This window comes from Pseudomonas sp. I2 (genome assembly GCF_040984075.1).
GTDB classification, from domain to species: Bacteria; Pseudomonadota; Gammaproteobacteria; order Pseudomonadales; family Pseudomonadaceae; genus Aquipseudomonas; species Aquipseudomonas guariconensis_B.
Window position 1 is genome coordinate 47,772 of sequence record NZ_JBCGFQ010000014.1, and the last position, 15,378, is coordinate 63,149.

14 protein-coding genes and 1 pseudogene are annotated in these 15,378 nt (G+C 63.5%); 8 read left to right on the forward strand and 7 right to left on the reverse strand.

Translation table 11 applies throughout. From position 1 onward, the window contains the following. The first annotated feature begins 222 nt into the window (after positions 1-222). Positions 223-708: an acyl-CoA thioesterase gene (locus WCE05_RS09355; RefSeq protein ID WP_253080394.1), complete on the forward strand. Its 486-nt coding sequence runs from the start codon at positions 223-225 to the stop codon at positions 706-708. Here the strand turns inward: WCE05_RS09355 and pdxY are convergent. Then, positions 705-1,571, reverse strand: a complete 867-nt coding sequence (gene pdxY, locus WCE05_RS09360; RefSeq protein WP_368815803.1) for a pyridoxal kinase PdxY — start codon at positions 1,569-1,571, stop codon at positions 705-707. The genes WCE05_RS09355 and pdxY overlap by 4 nt on opposite strands. 117 nt (positions 1,572-1,688) lie before the next feature. Between pdxY and WCE05_RS09365 the strand changes: the two genes are divergently transcribed. Then, a complete protein-coding gene (locus WCE05_RS09365) occupies positions 1,689-2,081 on the forward strand; it encodes a DUF3301 domain-containing protein (protein ID WP_225786868.1) in 393 nt (130 codons plus the stop codon). Here WCE05_RS09365 and WCE05_RS09370 read toward each other — a convergent pair whose 3' ends face one another. The 3 genes from WCE05_RS09370 to zigA form a co-directional block, all read right to left on the reverse strand. Then, positions 2,082-3,056 (reverse strand): GTP-binding protein, encoded by a 975-nt coding sequence (locus WCE05_RS09370; protein ID WP_368815804.1) that lies wholly within the window; start codon positions 3,054-3,056, stop codon positions 2,082-2,084. Between the two features lie 62 nt (positions 3,057-3,118). Continuing rightward, on the reverse strand, positions 3,119-3,751 hold the full coding sequence (locus WCE05_RS09375; protein ID WP_225786820.1) for a DUF1826 domain-containing protein: 633 nt from the start codon (positions 3,749-3,751) through the stop codon (positions 3,119-3,121). Continuing rightward, positions 3,748-4,956 carry a zinc metallochaperone GTPase ZigA gene (gene zigA / locus WCE05_RS09380; protein ID WP_368815805.1) on the reverse strand — a complete coding sequence of 403 codons (1,209 nt, stop codon included), beginning with the start codon at positions 4,954-4,956 and terminating at the stop codon, positions 3,748-3,750. The genes WCE05_RS09375 and zigA overlap by 4 nt, the downstream gene beginning before the upstream one ends. 112 nt (positions 4,957-5,068) lie before the next feature. Between zigA and WCE05_RS09385 the strand changes: the two are divergent. After that, positions 5,069-5,445 (forward strand): annotated as a pseudogene (locus WCE05_RS09385) (glutamine synthetase). Between the two features lie 26 nt (positions 5,446-5,471). Next, positions 5,472-6,359: a GTP cyclohydrolase FolE2 gene (gene folE2, locus WCE05_RS09390; protein ID WP_225786823.1), complete on the forward strand. Its 888-nt coding sequence runs from the start codon at positions 5,472-5,474 to the stop codon at positions 6,357-6,359. Positions 6,360-6,436: 77 nt separating this feature from the next. Here folE2 and WCE05_RS09395 read toward each other — a convergent pair whose 3' ends face one another. Further along, positions 6,437-6,970: a DUF3617 domain-containing protein gene (locus WCE05_RS09395; protein WP_225786824.1), complete on the reverse strand. Its 534-nt coding sequence runs from the start codon at positions 6,968-6,970 to the stop codon at positions 6,437-6,439. Positions 6,971-7,098: 128 nt separating this feature from the next. Between WCE05_RS09395 and cls the strand changes: the two genes are divergently transcribed. Then, entirely contained in the window at positions 7,099-8,538 is a 1,440-nt protein-coding gene (gene cls / locus WCE05_RS09400) for a cardiolipin synthase (protein ID WP_225786825.1), read from the forward strand. Between the two features lie 6 nt (positions 8,539-8,544). On the opposite strand, the gene cfaB is transcribed toward cls, so the two are convergent. Beyond that, on the reverse strand, positions 8,545-9,729 hold the full coding sequence (gene cfaB / locus WCE05_RS09405) for a C17 cyclopropane fatty acid synthase CfaB (protein WP_225786826.1): 1,185 nt from the start codon (positions 9,727-9,729) through the stop codon (positions 8,545-8,547). 203 nt (positions 9,730-9,932) lie between these two features. Here cfaB and lpdA point away from each other — a divergent pair, with 203 nt between their 5' ends. The 3 genes from lpdA (at position 9,933) to WCE05_RS09420 (ending at position 13,364) form a co-directional block, all read left to right on the forward strand. Then, positions 9,933-11,333: a dihydrolipoyl dehydrogenase gene (gene lpdA / locus WCE05_RS09410; RefSeq protein ID WP_368815806.1), complete on the forward strand. Its 1,401-nt coding sequence runs from the start codon at positions 9,933-9,935 to the stop codon at positions 11,331-11,333. A gap of 175 nt (positions 11,334-11,508) precedes the next feature. Continuing rightward, positions 11,509-12,444: a choline ABC transporter substrate-binding protein gene (gene choX / locus WCE05_RS09415; protein ID WP_253167633.1), complete on the forward strand. Its 936-nt coding sequence runs from the start codon at positions 11,509-11,511 to the stop codon at positions 12,442-12,444. Beyond that, entirely contained in the window at positions 12,444-13,364 is a 921-nt protein-coding gene (locus WCE05_RS09420) for an alpha/beta hydrolase (RefSeq protein WP_225786829.1), read from the forward strand. Before choX ends, WCE05_RS09420 begins: the two co-directional genes overlap by 1 nt. A 178-nt stretch (positions 13,365-13,542) precedes the next feature. Here the strand turns inward: WCE05_RS09420 and glmS are convergent, their stop codons facing one another. Beyond that, the gene (gene glmS, locus WCE05_RS09425; RefSeq protein ID WP_225786830.1) at positions 13,543-15,378 is read right to left on the reverse strand and encodes a glutamine--fructose-6-phosphate transaminase (isomerizing); all 1,836 of its coding nucleotides are present in this window, start codon (positions 15,376-15,378) and stop codon (positions 13,543-13,545) included.

The following is a 15,378-nucleotide window of genomic DNA, read 5'->3' on the forward strand; positions in this document are numbered from 1 at the left end:
CGCCCATGTTGCATGGGCGTGCTCAGGTTAACATCGCGCCCTGCCGCAGAAAGCCGATGCAATATGTAGAAACAGATCGGCCATTGCGTCATTGTCGATGGCACTATCCGCGTGACGATGTCGCATCGGCCGACGTCCCGTAAAGATCGGAACCACCAAGGGGGAACAGAAGTGTCTGCAGATAACGGCCCCGTTTCAGCGCAACCTTACCGTGAGCTCACTATGGAACCTGGAAACGCCCAGTTGACGATGACTGTCCTGATGACCCCGGACATGGCCAACTTTTCCGGCAACGTACATGGCGGCACCCTGCTCAAGTACCTCGATGAAGTCGCCTACGCCTGCGCCAGCCGTTATGCCGGGAGCTATGTGGTGACCCTCTCGGTGGACCAGGTAATCTTCCGCGAACCGGTGCACGTCGGCGAGCTGGTGACCTTCCTCGCATCGGTCAACTATACCGGCAACACCTCCATGGAGGTGGGCATCAAGGTAGTGACCGAAAACATCCGCGAACGCTCCGTGCGCCACTCCAACAGCTGCTTCTTCACCATGGTCGCGGTCGATGACAACCGTCGCCCGGTGCCGGTACCGCCGCGCCAGCCCCAGACCCAGGAAGAGAAACGCCGCTTCCTGCAGGGCCAGCAGCGTCGACAGATCCGCCAGGAGCTGGAGCAGCGCTACCAGAACCTCAAGACCGACTCGATCTAGACCGGCTGGGCCTCGAAGCGCACCCGCGGATGCACGATGCGATCCTGGGCCCGCACCAGTTGCAGTTCGTAGCTGGCGCAGGCCTGGGTTTCGAGCAGCACCTCATGCACTGCCGCTGCGGTGAACTCGAAGGCGCGTACCCAGCTGTCGCCCAGCAGCACGCGGGCCAGGAACAGGCCCGAGGTCAGGTCGCCCACGCCCACCGGCTGACGCGGGAAAGCCAGCAAGGGGCGGCTCAGGTGCCAGCTTTCGTCCCGGGTCACCAGTAACATCTCGAAACTGTCCGCAGCGCGCCCCGGGTAGGCCAGGTGCTTGACCAGCACCACCTGCGGCCCGCGCTCGATCAGGCTGCGCGCCATGGCCACGCAGTCCTCCAGCGACTCGGCCCGGCGCCCGCAGAAACTGTCCAGCTCCAGCTGATTGGGGCAGAGGATGTCGGCTACCGCAGCGGCCTGCTCGAGCAGGAACTCGCTCACCTCCACCGGCACGATGCAGCCTTTCTCCGCATGCCCCATGACCGGATCGCACAGGTACAGCGCCTTGGGATTCACCGCCTTGATCCGCTCGACACCAGCCAGGATCGCCCGGCCCTGTTCGGCACTGCCCAGGTACCCGGAGAGCACCGCATCGCAGTGCCCCAGCTCGCCAATGCCGGCAATACCTTCCACCAATGCCGGAATCTGCGCGGGCGCGAGCACTTCGCCTGCCCACTGGCCATACTGAGTATGGTTGGAGAACTGTACGGTGTTGAGCGGCCAGACGTTGACCCCGACCCGCTGCATGGGGAACACCGCCGCGCTGTTTCCGGCGTGGCCGAAGACCACATGGGACTGGATAGCGAGTAGATGCGGCGTGCGTTTCATGGGGTATTTTTCCGAAGCAGTTCTTGGGATGCGAGGCGCAGTATGAACCCGATTGCCACCTGTACGACAGGCCAGGAACGCGGTTAAGCTGGACTGACCTGTCTGGAGCCTATGCAAATGTTGACCCTGGAGAACCTTTTCGTCCTGATGTTGGTGGCAACGGCCGGCGCCTGGCTGTGGCACAACCATGGGCTACGCGAAAAGGCGCTGGAGCGGGTCAAGCAGCATTGCGCCAACCTCGACCTGGAACTGCTCGACGACAACGTCGCGCTCAAGCGCATCGCCTTCGTGCGTGATGCCAACGGCCGCAAGCGCCTGGCGCGGATCTACGGTTTCGAATTCACCGTCACTGGCGAACAACGCCACCCTGGGACGGTGACCCAGTTCGGTGCCCACACCATGCTGATCGAACTGGCGCCCTACCCGTTCGAGATCAAGACCCCGCCAAAGGCCGACAACGTCATCGAGATGCAGCAATGGCGCCAGGAGCACAATCGCTGGCGCAACTGATCAGCCCTCCAGGCGACAGTCGGCCAGCGCCGCCTGCAGGGCTTCCCGCGGTTGGGCCTGGTCGAAGATCAGTTCGATACGGGAATCCTTGCGCCACTCGCTCGGTTGCCAGGCCTGTGGGCCTGCGTCCAAGGCATTGAACGAGCGCCAGCCTTCACCGCTGTGGATAACACCCTTGGCCCGGCGCCATGGCCATGCCTCGAGAAAAGCCTGCATGCGTAGTGCATCGAAGCGCTGGCTGGGGTGCCAGCGCCAGCCGATGCTCCAGCCGCCCTCGCCCTGTTGTGCCTGGCAGATCGGTTGGCGCGGATCTGTCCACAAGGCGGCAGACGACACGAAAGCGTTGTCCACAGCAAGCTTATCCACAAGCGAGCATCGAGCCTCTTCTGTGGGCAAAACCGGAAGCTGCGCCAGGGAAAATGCGCCATGCTCTGTCCACAAGGCCGGTAAGGCCGGCAGTTGTGCAGTTATCAACAGGCGTGACGGTTCATCCACAAGGCCAGCCTTGTTGAAAACCAGCAAGGCCGCTGCCGCCAGCGCCTCACGCTGCGTGTCCGGCAGCGCCTGGCCACGTGCCAGGGCCTGGGCATCCAGAACCATCAACAGCGGCTGCACGGCCAGCACGCCTGTCCATGGCGCTTGGCCAAGCTGTTCGAGCAGTTGCAGTGGATGGCCGAGGCCAGAGGGCTCGATGAACAGGCGGTGGGGTCGTGCCTTGCGCAGCAGCCGGCCCAGCCCCACCTGGAACGGCATGCCGTTTACGCAGCACAGGCAACCGCCAGCCACCTCGCCGATGGCGATGCCCTCCTCATCGCGGCAGAGCAAGGCCGCGTCGAGGCCGATCTGGCCGAATTCGTTGACCAGCACCGCCCAGCGTTCTCCCGCGGGGCGCTGGGCCAGCAGCTGACGGATCAGGCTGGTCTTGCCGGCACCCAATGGGCCAGCGATCACGTGGGTAGGGATGTTTTGCAACATGTGATGGTTCAATGGCGTCCCCAGAGCCGCCGCAGGCCCCATAAACCACCCACTATGCGCCCTCAAGCCAACCAGTCAAGGCTGAGCAACAGGCGCAGCTCCCCCGCTCCGGTCAGCGGCGAGCGGTGTATCAGGCCGGCACCTTCATTGCCCAGCCACTTCTCGCCCTTGAGCAAGGCGACTGCCCCCACCTGCAGGCACTGGATGTTATCCACAGGCGGTGGGGCGTGCGGTAATGCGGTGCGATCGATGCGGCCTTCCTCCAGCCATTCGCTGCCCTTGCCGGCATAGGTGGTGAGCAAGCGCAACGGCACGTGATCCACATGAAAGCGCGGGCACATCGTCCCTTCCAGCACCCGCAGGCGCAAGCCGACGCGCCGGGCGCCAAGCAGGCAGGTGTAGGCCGATACCAACCACGCCACGTCTGCGACAAAGCCTTCGTAGCCATGCAGGTCGGCTGCGCCGCTCAACAGGCCAGGCAGCACGGGCATTTCCCGCTCGTCCACATCGATCACCCGCTCGTCCGCCATGGGTTGGCCCAGGCTGAGCAACAGTGCAGCGAAGTCCTCCACCTGCGCCGCCAGCCGGCGCTGCCAAACCGCCAGGTTGACCCCATCCTGGAGAATCTCCGCCAGCACCTGGGGCGATTCGCCGAAGACCTGACGGATATCCACAGCCCTGCTTGCCAGCATCACGCGGCAGCCTCCTCATGCCAGGGGCCGAACGGGTCGGGCAGGCGCAACCAGGCCATCGGCCCCAACGCCATTTCCTCATCGGTCAACAAACAGGCATCCAGCTCTGTGGATAACCTGGCGAAATCGATGTCCTGCCCGATGAATACCAGTTCCTGGCGGCAATCCCCGACCTCCACGCTCCAGTGCTTGAGAATTGCCGCGGTGTTCTCCTCGTCCTGCGGCCAATGCTCCCGTGGCACGAAACGCCACCAGCGCCCGGCCAGCCCATGGCGCATCATGCCCCCGGCCTGGGACCAGCTTCCGGCCTCCTGGAACTTGCTGGCCAACCAGAAGAACCCCTTCGAACGCAACAGCCTGCCATTGCTCCAGGGCTTGTGGATAAAGTCGAAGAAGCGTTGTGGATGCAGTGGCCGACGGGCCTGCCAGGTGCTCGCGGCGATCCCGTATTCCTCGGTTTCCGGGACGTGTTCGCCGCGCAACTCCTGTAACCAGCCGGGCGCCTGGGCGGCCTGGTCGAAATCGAACAGGCCGGTATCGAGAATGCGCTCAAGCGGCACCTGGCCCATGACCATGGGCACGATCTGCGCCCGGCCATTGAGGCTGCGCAAGATGGCCGTGAGCTCTTCGCGCTCATGCTGGCCGATCAGGTCGATCTTGCTGACCAGCAGCACATCGGCGAACTCCACCTGCTCGATCAGCAGGTCGCTGATCGATCGCTCATCCCCCTCGCCCAAGGTTTCGCCACGGCTGGCCAGGCTATCCGCCGCCTGGTAGTCACGCAGGAAATTCAGGCCATCGACTACCGTGACCATGGTGTCCAGGCGTGCCATGTCGGACAGGCTACGGCCCTGTTCGTCACGGAAGGTGAACGTCTCGGCCACCGGCAACGGCTCGGAGATGCCAGTGGACTCGATCAGCAGGTAGTCGAAACGGCCCTCCTGCGCCAAGCGCGCCACTTCCTCGAGCAGGTCCTCGCGCAGGGTGCAGCAGATACAGCCGTTGCTCATCTCCACCAGCTTCTCTTCTGCACGGTTGAGGCTGACATTGCGCTGTACCTCGCTGGCATCGATGTTGATTTCACTCATGTCGTTGACGATCACGGCAACACGCAGGTCCTCGCGATTACGCAGGACATGGTTGAGCAAGGTGCTCTTGCCGGCCCCCAGGAAGCCGGACAGCACGGTAACAGGGAGACGTTTGGTCATTGGCGGAGCCCTCATCAGACGAGCGCATTCGAAACGATGCATTGCTTACTGTTATATTATAACAATACACTTTCGCCAAGCCGTGCTCGTCGAACGGTACCCGGAGATGAAAATGAAACTGCCCCGTGCCGTTGTGCTGCTGTTGCTCATCGCGCCTTCGTCAGTACTTGCCATGCCACGCACAGATCTCCCCCTGTGTACACGCAGCGCAACGCTTCTGGCTTGCCAGGATGGCCAAGGCAGCTATTACAGCGTGCGTACCGAGGGCAGCACCTTCTACCTGCGCGGCTACGACAGTGTGAGCCGTCGGCTGTGGGCACAAGCCAACAGCCGTTACGGCTCACTGACGTTCTTCACCGGCCTGGCCAGCGACGGCGAGGCGTGGGTGGGTATAGCCGGCGTATCGGCTGGACCACCCTGAACCGCGTCTCCAGTTCCAGCGGGCAGCGCTTCAACCTGCACTGCAGCCTGATCGGCGGCTGCCGCTGAATGCCAACCTTTCTTGGAATCCGCAAATGACCAGCCTGACGCTCCCCGACATCGCCATCCAGACCAGCCAACGAACATCGCCTTTGGACTGGGTAGGCATGCAGGGCATCGCACTGCCGCTGCAGTTCGAAGGACGAACCCTGAACGCCCGGGCCGATGCCGGGGTCAACCTCGATGACGGCGTGTCACGAGGGATACACATGTCTCGGCTTTACCTGGCCCTGGAATCCCTCGAGCAGTCGGAACTCAACCCCCTGGCCGTGCGGCGGTTGTTGGCCCGCTTTCTCGCCAGCCATGAAGGGCTTGCCTCTGCCGCCTATCTGCGGCTGGCATTCGACCACATGCTGAAACGACCTGCCCTGGTGAGCCCATTGGCGGGTTGGAAAAGCTATCCGGTAACCGTGGATGCCAGGATCGAAAATGCGATGTTCCACGTGGAACTATCCGTTGTGATTCCTTATTCATCCACATGCCCTTGCTCGGCTGCACTGGCCAGGCAATTGATACAGCAGCAGTTCGTGGCGGATTTCGCCAACCGCGAAACGGATCGGCAAGCGATCCTGGAGTGGCTGGGTAGCAGCCAGGGAATCGTCGCCACACCTCACAGTCAGCGCAGCCAGGCATATGTCAGGGTGCGTTTGCAGAGCAATCTGGAGGAGCTTCCGGTCACCCAACTGATCGACAGGGCGGAAGCTGCGTTGGGCACCGCCGTGCAGACGGCGGTAAAACGCGCCGATGAGCAGGCCTTTGCCCTGGCCAATGGGCAGAACCTGATGTTTTGCGAGGATGCGGCACGACGCCTGCACTTGGCATTACGACAGCTCGCTTGGGTCAGCGGATTCGAATTGCGCGTGGAACATGCGGAGAGCTTGCATGCCCATGATGCTGTCGCGATTAGCCGCTGGCAGTGGTGAGGATCGAGTTCAGTTGCCATTGGGGGCTGCCTTGCAGCCCCCAATGTCGCTTGAGCCGGCTCCCAAAAGGCTATGGATCACCCGTCGCTACGCGGCTTCACCGAGCCGCAGTCATCGCTCAGCCAAACGGCCCGGGTATTCATGCTGCCCTGCTGCTGAACACCCGAGGCATTGAACGTACCGCTGACCTGGGTAAGGAACTCGCGGTCGCTGAGAAAAGTAGCCTGGCCGCTCCCCTGCGCCTTGGGGCAACTGAACTCGAATTTCCAGACATTGCCCGTGCGCTCGGTAATCCGCTGGGTACATCCGGACTGCGGATCCTGCAGCGGGATGTCGTCGGTCTTGACCTGCTCCGGGGTCAGGCAGGAACGTACACCTTTCCCCGCCAAGGTGACGCCCTGCTTGGCCAGGACGCCTTCCATCATCGCTCGCTGCTCCGGCGGCAAGTTCTTCAACTGCCCGAGCATGAACTCCATGTCGGGCAGGGGTTTGCCATCGACCTGCATGTTGCTGGTGGTCAACTCCCACAGGCCGGGTTGCAGCATCTGCGCATGGACCAGCGGACTGCTCAGGCCAAATGCCAGCGCCAACAATGGCAGACGAATCTTCATGGATGAATGCTCCTCGAAATACCGGCAACTGGCCGATTGTGCCTTAGACGTCATTTCCGCTTCCGGGTTGCAAGCCAGGCCGGGAACGTGCTCTGTTATCTGCAGTGCTCTCCGCAAGCAGGACGCGTATGGATTATCACAGCCCCTACTTCTTCGGTTACTTGCTCGGCCTGATCCACCTACTCGGTATCATCGCCGCGCTCCATGCGGTGTTCACCGTGCGTACCGCCCAGGGTGCAATCGCCTGGGCGATGTCGCTGTTCTTCATTCCCTACTTCACCCTCATCCCCTACCTGATTTTCGGTGCCCGCTCCTTCTATGCCTATATCCAGGCCAGGCGCCAGGCCAACCAGGAAATGCACGTGGCCATGGCCAACCTCAATTGGCGACCCTGGGTAGAGGAAGCGCTGGCGGCTCGTGAGTCGGAAAGCTATGCAGCCCTGCGCGCCCTACCGAAACTGGGGCGCATGCCCTGCCTGGCGAACAACCAAGTGAAGCTGCTGATCGACGGCCAGGCTACTTTCGACGCCATCTTCGCCGCCATCGGCGAAGCACGCCATGCGGTGCTGGTGCAGTTCTTCATCATCCATGACGATGCCATCGGCACGGAACTGCAGCAGCTACTGCTGCGCAAAGCTGCCGAAGGGGTGCAGGTCTTCGTGCTCTATGACCGGGTCGGCAGCCACGCCTTGCCGTCCAGCTACTGCCAGGTGCTGCGCGACGGTGGCGTGCAGGTCCATGCCTTCGCGACCCGACGCGGCTGGTTCAATCGCTTCCAGGTCAACTTCCGCAATCACCGCAAGATCGTCGTGGTCGATGGCGTGCTGGGGTTCCTCGGCGGACACAACGTGGGGGACGAATACCTGGGCGGCCATCCGCGCCTGTCGCCTTGGCGCGATACCCATGTGCAGGTCAGCGGTCCGGTTCTGGCCTGCCTGCAGGAGTCGTTCGCCGAAGACTGGTACTGGGCCACACGCGAGCTGCCGCCCCTGATCCTGCCAGACACCTACCCCGACAACGGCGTACTTTGCCAGGTGCTCGCCAGCGGCCCGGCCGACTCCCAGGAAACCTGTGCGCTGTTCTTCTTGGAGGCCATCCACTCGGCGACCCGACGGATCTGGATCACCAGCCCGTACTTCATTCCCGACGAAGCGATATTCGCCGCTCTGCGCCTCGCCGTGCTACGCGGCGTCGACGTGCGCATCCTCATCCCGTCACGCCCAGACCATCACATCGTCTATGCCGCCTCGAGCCTGTTCGCCTTCGAAGCGGTACGTGCCGGGGTGCGCATGTTCCGCTACCAACCCGGATTCCTGCATCAGAAGGTAGTGCTGGTGGACGACGAGGTCAGTGCGATCGGCAGCGCCAACCTGGACAACCGCTCGTTCCGGTTGAATTTCGAGATTACCTTGCTGACGGTGGACCGGGACTTCGCCGACCAGGTAGAAGCGATGCTGCTCAAGGATTTTGCCGACGCCACGGAAATCAGCAGCGAAGACAGCCGCGGCACGCATCGCCTGCAACAGCTCGGGATGCGTATCGCGCGGCTGATCTCGCCGATCCTGTGAAGCGGATCAGCGGTAGAGGTCCTCACGGGTCCAGGGCAGGTCGTGGTGCCCATCCGCGTAGGGCTTAACTGCCAGGATCTGGTGCAGGTTGATCCATCCCTTGGAGAACGCATAGGCACAACCGGCCAGGTACAGGCGCCAGATACGCAAGGTCTTTTCCGGCACCAGTGCCGCGGCCTTGTGCAACTGGTTCTCCAGGTTCTCGCTCCAGTGGTTGAGGGTCTTGGCGTAGTGCAGGCGCAAGCTCTCCACATCCACCACCTCGAGCCCGGCCTCGCAGATCCGCGCGCTGATCATCGACAGGTGCGGCAGCTCGCCATGGGGGAAGACATAGCGGTCGATGAAGTCGCCCGCGCCCCGCCCTACCGGCCGGCCATCCACATGCTTGGCGGTGATGCCATGGTTCATCACCAGGCCACCTTCGCGTACGGCGCCGAACAGCTTCTGGCAGTACAGCTCCAGGTTGGCGTGGCCGACGTGTTCGAACATGCCGACACTGACCACCTTGTCGAAACGGCCGTCCTGGGGCAGGTCGCGGTAGTCGAGGATCTGCAGGTCGACCTGGTTGGCCAGCCCCTCCTCCTTGACCCGCTGGCGTCCCAGCTTGAGCTGCTCCTTGCTCAGGGTGATGCCGAACACCTTGGCACCGTACTCACGGGCGGCGAAGCGCGCCAGCCCGCCCCAGCCACAGCCGACATCGAGCAGGTAATCACCGGCCTGCAGGCGCAACTTGCGGCACAGGTGGTCGAACTTGTTCTGCTGGGCCTCGTCGAGGGTATTGTCCGGCTCGCGGAAATAGGCACAGGAATAGGCCATGTCCTGGTCGAGCCAGAGCTGGTAGAAGGCATTGGACACGTCATAGTGATAGGAGATGGCCTCGGCGTCCGTGTCCTTGTCGTGGGCGGTGCGGACCGGTGGAGCCTGGTCTTCGTCGCTGAGCAAAGCTTCGCTGAGCTCGTCGCAGACCCGGATGGCTTCGCCGATATCGCCTTCCAGCTCCAGCTTGCCTTCGACGAAGGCGGTGCCCAGTTCGTCCATGCTCGGATGGGTCAGCTGGCTGATCAGCTGAGGTTCCTTGACCAGGATGGTGACCTGCGGGCTAGGCCCCAGGTCGAACTGGTTGCCGTCCCACAGCTTCAGGCGCAAAGGCAAGTGCAGGCTCTGCAACGCAGGTGGAAGTTGCGCAAGCATGAATGACCCTCCCTTTCATTTTCCGAGCGTCGCCATCAATTTTGGGACGCCACCGGAACAGGGTAGTTCATTCATACGAAGTTTCCGTTAATCGAGACCATAGTCTAGAACTATCTGGCCTAACCAAGTCACGGATTGTATACAATTTTTGGCGCCCGGACTAATCTTGTGCTCCTTCGCTTCCTCACTCCTGGAGTAATCCCATGAAATCCTATGATGTGGTGATCATCGGCGGCGGCCCGGGCGGCTACAACGCCGCCATCCGTGCCGGCCAACTGGGCCTGAGCGTCGCATGCGTCGAAGGCCGGTCGACCCTCGGTGGCACCTGCCTGAACGTCGGGTGCATGCCCTCCAAGGCCCTACTGCACGCCTCGGAGCTCTACGAAGCGGCCAGTGGCGGCGAGCTCGCCCACCTGGGCATCGAGGTCACGCCGACGCTGAACCTGGCCCAGATGATGAAGCAGAAAGACGAGAGCGTGAGCGGCCTGACCAAGGGTATCGAATACCTGTTCCGCAAGAACAAGGTCGACTGGGTCAAGGGCTGGGGCCGCCTCGACGGCGTCGGCAAGGTCATCGTCAAGGCCGAGGATGGCAGCGAAACCACCCTGCAAGCCAAGGACATCGTCATCGCCACCGGCTCCGAACCCACTCCGCTGCCGGGCGTGACCATCGACAACCAGCGCATCATCGACTCCACCGGTGCCCTGGCCCTGCCGCAGGTTCCCAAGCACTTGGTGGTCATCGGTGCCGGCGTGATCGGCCTGGAGCTGGGTTCGGTGTGGCGTCGCCTGGGCAGCGAGGTGACGGTCATCGAGTACCTCGATCGCATCTGCCCCGGCACCGACGAAGAAACCGCCAAGACCCTGCAAAAGGCCTTGGCCAAGCAAGGCATGGCCTTCAAGCTCGGCAGCAAGGTAACCCAGGCCACGGCCTCGGCCGATGGCGTCAGCCTGACCCTGGAGCCGGCCGCCGGCGGTACCGCCGAAACCCTGCAAGCCGACTATGTGCTGGTCGCCATCGGCCGCCGGCCCTATACCCAGGGCTTGAACCTGGAAAGCGTCGGCCTTGCGACCGACAAACGCGGCATGCTGGCCAACGACCACCACCGCACCTCGGTGCCCGGCATCTGGGTGATCGGCGACGTCACCTCAGGCCCGATGCTGGCGCACAAGGCCGAGGACGAGGCAGTGTCGTGCATCGAGCGCATCGCCGGCAAGGCGCACGAGGTCAACTACAACCTGATTCCCGGCGTCATCTATACCCGCCCGGAGCTGGCCAGCGTGGGCAAGACCGAAGAACAGCTCAAGGCCGAAGGCCGTGCCTACAAGGTCGGCAAGTTCCCCTTCACCGCCAACAGCCGGGCCAAGATCAACCACGAGACCGAAGGCTTCGCCAAGGTCATTGCCGACGCCAACACCGACGAAGTGCTGGGCGTACACTTGGTCGGCCCGAGCGTGAGCGAGATGATCGGCGAGTTCTGCGTGGCCATGGAGTTCTCGGCCTCGGCCGAAGACATCGCCCTCACCTGCCACCCGCACCCGACCCGTTCCGAGGCGCTGCGCCAGGCCGCGATGAATGTGGACGGCATGGCGATGCAGATCTGAAATCGAGTGGGAGGCGGGCTCACACCCGCCGTCCTTCACACTACCGCACAGCCAAGGTCGCCACCGTGCAATTGCTGGTCGCCGCTGTGCGGTTTTTCGTTTCAGGCTGTCCGTAACGTGAGCAGCAGCCACCGCCGCGCGGGGCCCCATGACATAACAACGATAAGGAGAGGTCATGAAGCTATCGATCACAGCGGCCACCTGCGCCGCACTGTTGAGCGTCGCCAGCGGAGCCTGGGCCGCCGAGCCGGCCGCCTGCCAGAATGTGCGCATGGGGTCGGTGAACTGGACCGATGTAGTGGCCAGCAGCGCAGTGGCCGAAGCCCTGCTCGACAGCCTGGGCTACAAGGTAAAGCAGACCAGCGCCTCGCAGCAGATCATCCTCGCTGGCATGGCCGAGAAACGCCTCGACCTCTTCCTCGGCTACTGGCAGCCCACCATGCAGTCGGTGGCCAAGCCCTATCTGGACAAGCAGCAGATCGACGTCATCAGCCCCGCCACCCTGAGTGACGCACAGTCTACCTATGCCGTGCCCGCCTATGTCTATGACGCGGGCCTGAAGACCTTCGCCGATATCGCCAAATTCCGCGACAAGCTGAACAACCGGATCTACTTGATCGAGCCGGGCAGCGGCATGAACCGCATCACTGCGCAGATGATCGCCGACGATAAGTTCGGCCTGAAAGGCTTCCAGGGCGTCGAGTCCAGCGAGGCCGGCATGCTCACGGCGGTGAAGCGCGCTGTCAATCAACAGAAGTGGGTGGTGTTCGCCGGCTGGAAACCACACCCGATGAACCTTCAGATCGACATGAAATACCTCTCCGGCAGCGACGATGCATTCGGCCCGAACGAAGGCTCCGCCACGGTCTCGATCATGACCGCCGCAGGCTACCAACAGCAGTGCGGCAACGTTGCCAAACTGCTGCACAACCTGCGCTTCACCAGCGAGGGCGTCAGCCAGGTGATGGAGCCCATCCTGGACCGCACCGCGCCGCTGGACGCCGCCCGAGCCTGGCTCAAGGCCCATCCCGAACAGGTTTCGGCCTGGCTCGCTGGGGTGACCACCTTCGACGGCAAGCCAGCCGATGCGGCGCTGGTCGCCGGTCAGTAATGGCCTGCTACCCGCTATCGACCGGTATGGCGGCCTTCGTCGAGCGCACGCTCGCCTTCGGTGTGGCCGATTCCTCGATCACCGCACAACGTGCCGCCTATTCGCGCATGGCTGCAGCCTTCACCCCGCCTCGCCCGGCAGGTTTGCAGACACGCGACCTGAAGCGGGCCGGGCTGGCACCGTTGCGGCTGTTTCACCCGGCACGCCCGGCACCGCCCAGCGGCTGGCCTGCGGCGCTGTTTCTCCACGGCGGAGGCTGGACGCTCGGCGATCTCGACTCACACATGTTCTTCTGCGCCGAACTGGCCGTACGGCTGGGGCTGCTGGTAGTAGCGGTGGACTACCGACTCGCGCCGGAGCATCCCTTCCCCGCCGCCTTGGACGACAGCCTCGCGGCCTGGCGCGCCCTGCGTGACGGCCTACTTGACGAACCCATCGACCGCACACGGATGGTGGTCGTCGGCGACAGCGCCGGCGGCAACCTTGCCGCCGCCCTGTGCTTGGCGCTGCGTGATGCCGATGAAGAGCAGCCACGCATCCAGGCACTGATCTACCCGGCCCTGGGTGATGAGGACACAGCTTCGCGTCGCGAGTGTGCGGATGCCCCGCTGCTGTCTATCGAGGATATGCAGGCTTGCCTGGACGCCTACCTGCCCGAGCCCATCCAGAGCCACCTGGCCTTGCCACTGCGCGCCCGCCACTTCATCGGGCTGGCGCCAGCCATCATCAGCGTCGCCGAGTTCGACCCTCTACGCGACGACGGCTTGCACTATGCCGAACGGCTACGCCGCGATGGCGTGGCGGTAGACTATTTCCCAGGCCCAGGGCTGGTCCATGGCTGCCTGCGGGCGAGGGATCTACCGGAGGTGGATCGACTGTACGAGGCACTGTTCGATTCGCTGGCAGGCAGACTGGCGTGAGCGGTTAGGGCCTGAGTACCGATACAGGTCGCTCAAGAATGACGGCGAAAGATCGTTGGAACTAAGAGACGAGCGCTACAGGAGGGAGACCAGGGGGCTCACCTCCTGCTGCGACAGTTTTTATGGCTCAGCGGCAGTTTTAACTCTCTAAAACCACCACCACGCCTTCCCTACCCCGTTACTCCACCGTCACCGACTTGGCCAGGTTACGCGGCTGGTCAACGTCAGTGCCCTTGAGCACCGCCACATAGTACGACAACAGCTGCAGCGGAATGGTATAGAGGATCGGTGCCAGGGCATCGACGATGTGTGGCACCTTGATCACATGGGTACCTTCGCCGTTGCTCATGCCCGACTGCTCGTCGGCGAACACCACCAGCTCACCACCCCGGGCGCGCACTTCCTGCAGGTTGGACTTGAGCTTTTCCAGCAGTTCGTTGTTCGGCGCCACGGTGACCACCGGCATGTCGCTGTCCACCAGCGCCAGCGGGCCATGCTTGAGCTCACCGGCCGGGTAGGCCTCGGCGTGGATGTAGGAGATCTCCTTGAGCTTGAGCGCGCCCTCCATCGCCACCGGGTACTGCGCACCACGGCCGAGGAACAGAGTGTGGTGCTTGTCGGCGAACAGCTCGGCGGTCTTCTCGACGATACCGTCCATCGCCAGTGCCTCGCCCAGGCGTGCCGGTAGGCGACGCAGCTCTTCCACCAACTCGGCCTCGACGCCGGCGGCCAGGCTGCCACGCACCTGGCCCAGGGCCAGGGTCAGCAGCATCAGCGACACCAGCTGGGTGGTGAAGGCCTTGGTCGAGGCCACGCCGATCTCGGGGCCTGCCAGGGTCAGCAGGGTCAGGTCGGACTCGCGCACCAGCGAGCTGATGCCGACGTTGCAGATCGCCAGGCTGCCGAGGAAACCCAGCTCCTTGGCATTACGCAGGGCAGCCAGGGTGTCGGCGGTCTCGCCCGACTGGGAGATGGAGACGAACAGGGTGTCCGGTTGCACCACCACCTTGCGGTAACGGAACTCGCTGGCCACTTCCACCTGGCACGGGATGCCGGCCAGGCCTTCCAGCCAGTAACGGGCGACCATGCCAGCGTGGTAGCTGGTGCCGCAGGCGACGATCTGTACATTGCGGACCTTGGCGAACAGTTCGGCAGCCTGCGGGCCGAAGGCCTGGACCATGACATGGTCCTTGCCCAGGCGGCCTTCCAGGGTGCGCTGGACCACGGTTGGCTGCTCATGGATCTCCTTGAGCATGAAGTGGCGATAGGCGCCCTTGTCCGCCGCCTCGGCGCCTTCGTGGTACTGCACGATTTCGCGCTGGACCTTGTGGCCGGCCTGGTCCCAGACGCTCACCTGGTCACGACGGATCTCGGCGATGTCGCCTTCTTCCAGGTACATGAAACGGTCGGTGACCTGGCGCAGGGCCAACTGGTCGGACGCGAGGAAGTTCTCGCCGTGACCCAGGCCGATCACCAGCGGGCTGCCACTGCGCGCGGCGACCAGGCGGTCCGGCTGCTGCGTGCTGATCAGCGCCAGGCCATAGGCGCCGTGCAGGCGCTTGACCGCGGCCTTGAGTGCATCGGCCAGGTCCGCGACGCTCTTGAGGGTGTGGTGGATCAGGTGGACGATGACCTCGGTATCGGTTTCCGAGGCGAAGACGTAGCCCTGGCCCTTGAGCTCCTCGCGCAGGGCCTCGTGGTTCTCGATGATGCCGTTGTGCACCACCGCCACCTCGTGGCCGGAGAAGTGCGGGTGGGCATTGTTCTCGCTCGGCGCGCCATGGGTGGCCCAGCGGGTATGGGCGATGCCCAGCTGGCCGGCCAGGGGCTCGGCGGCCAGGGCGGCCTCCAGTTCGCTGACCTTGCCGATGCGGCGACGCCGCTCCAGTTGGCCCTGCGGGGTGAGAACGGCCAGGCCGGCGCTGTCGTACCCACGGTATTCCAGACGCTTGAGGCCCTCGATGAGGATGGCTGTGACATTGCGCTCGGCTACGGCACCGACGATTCCACACAT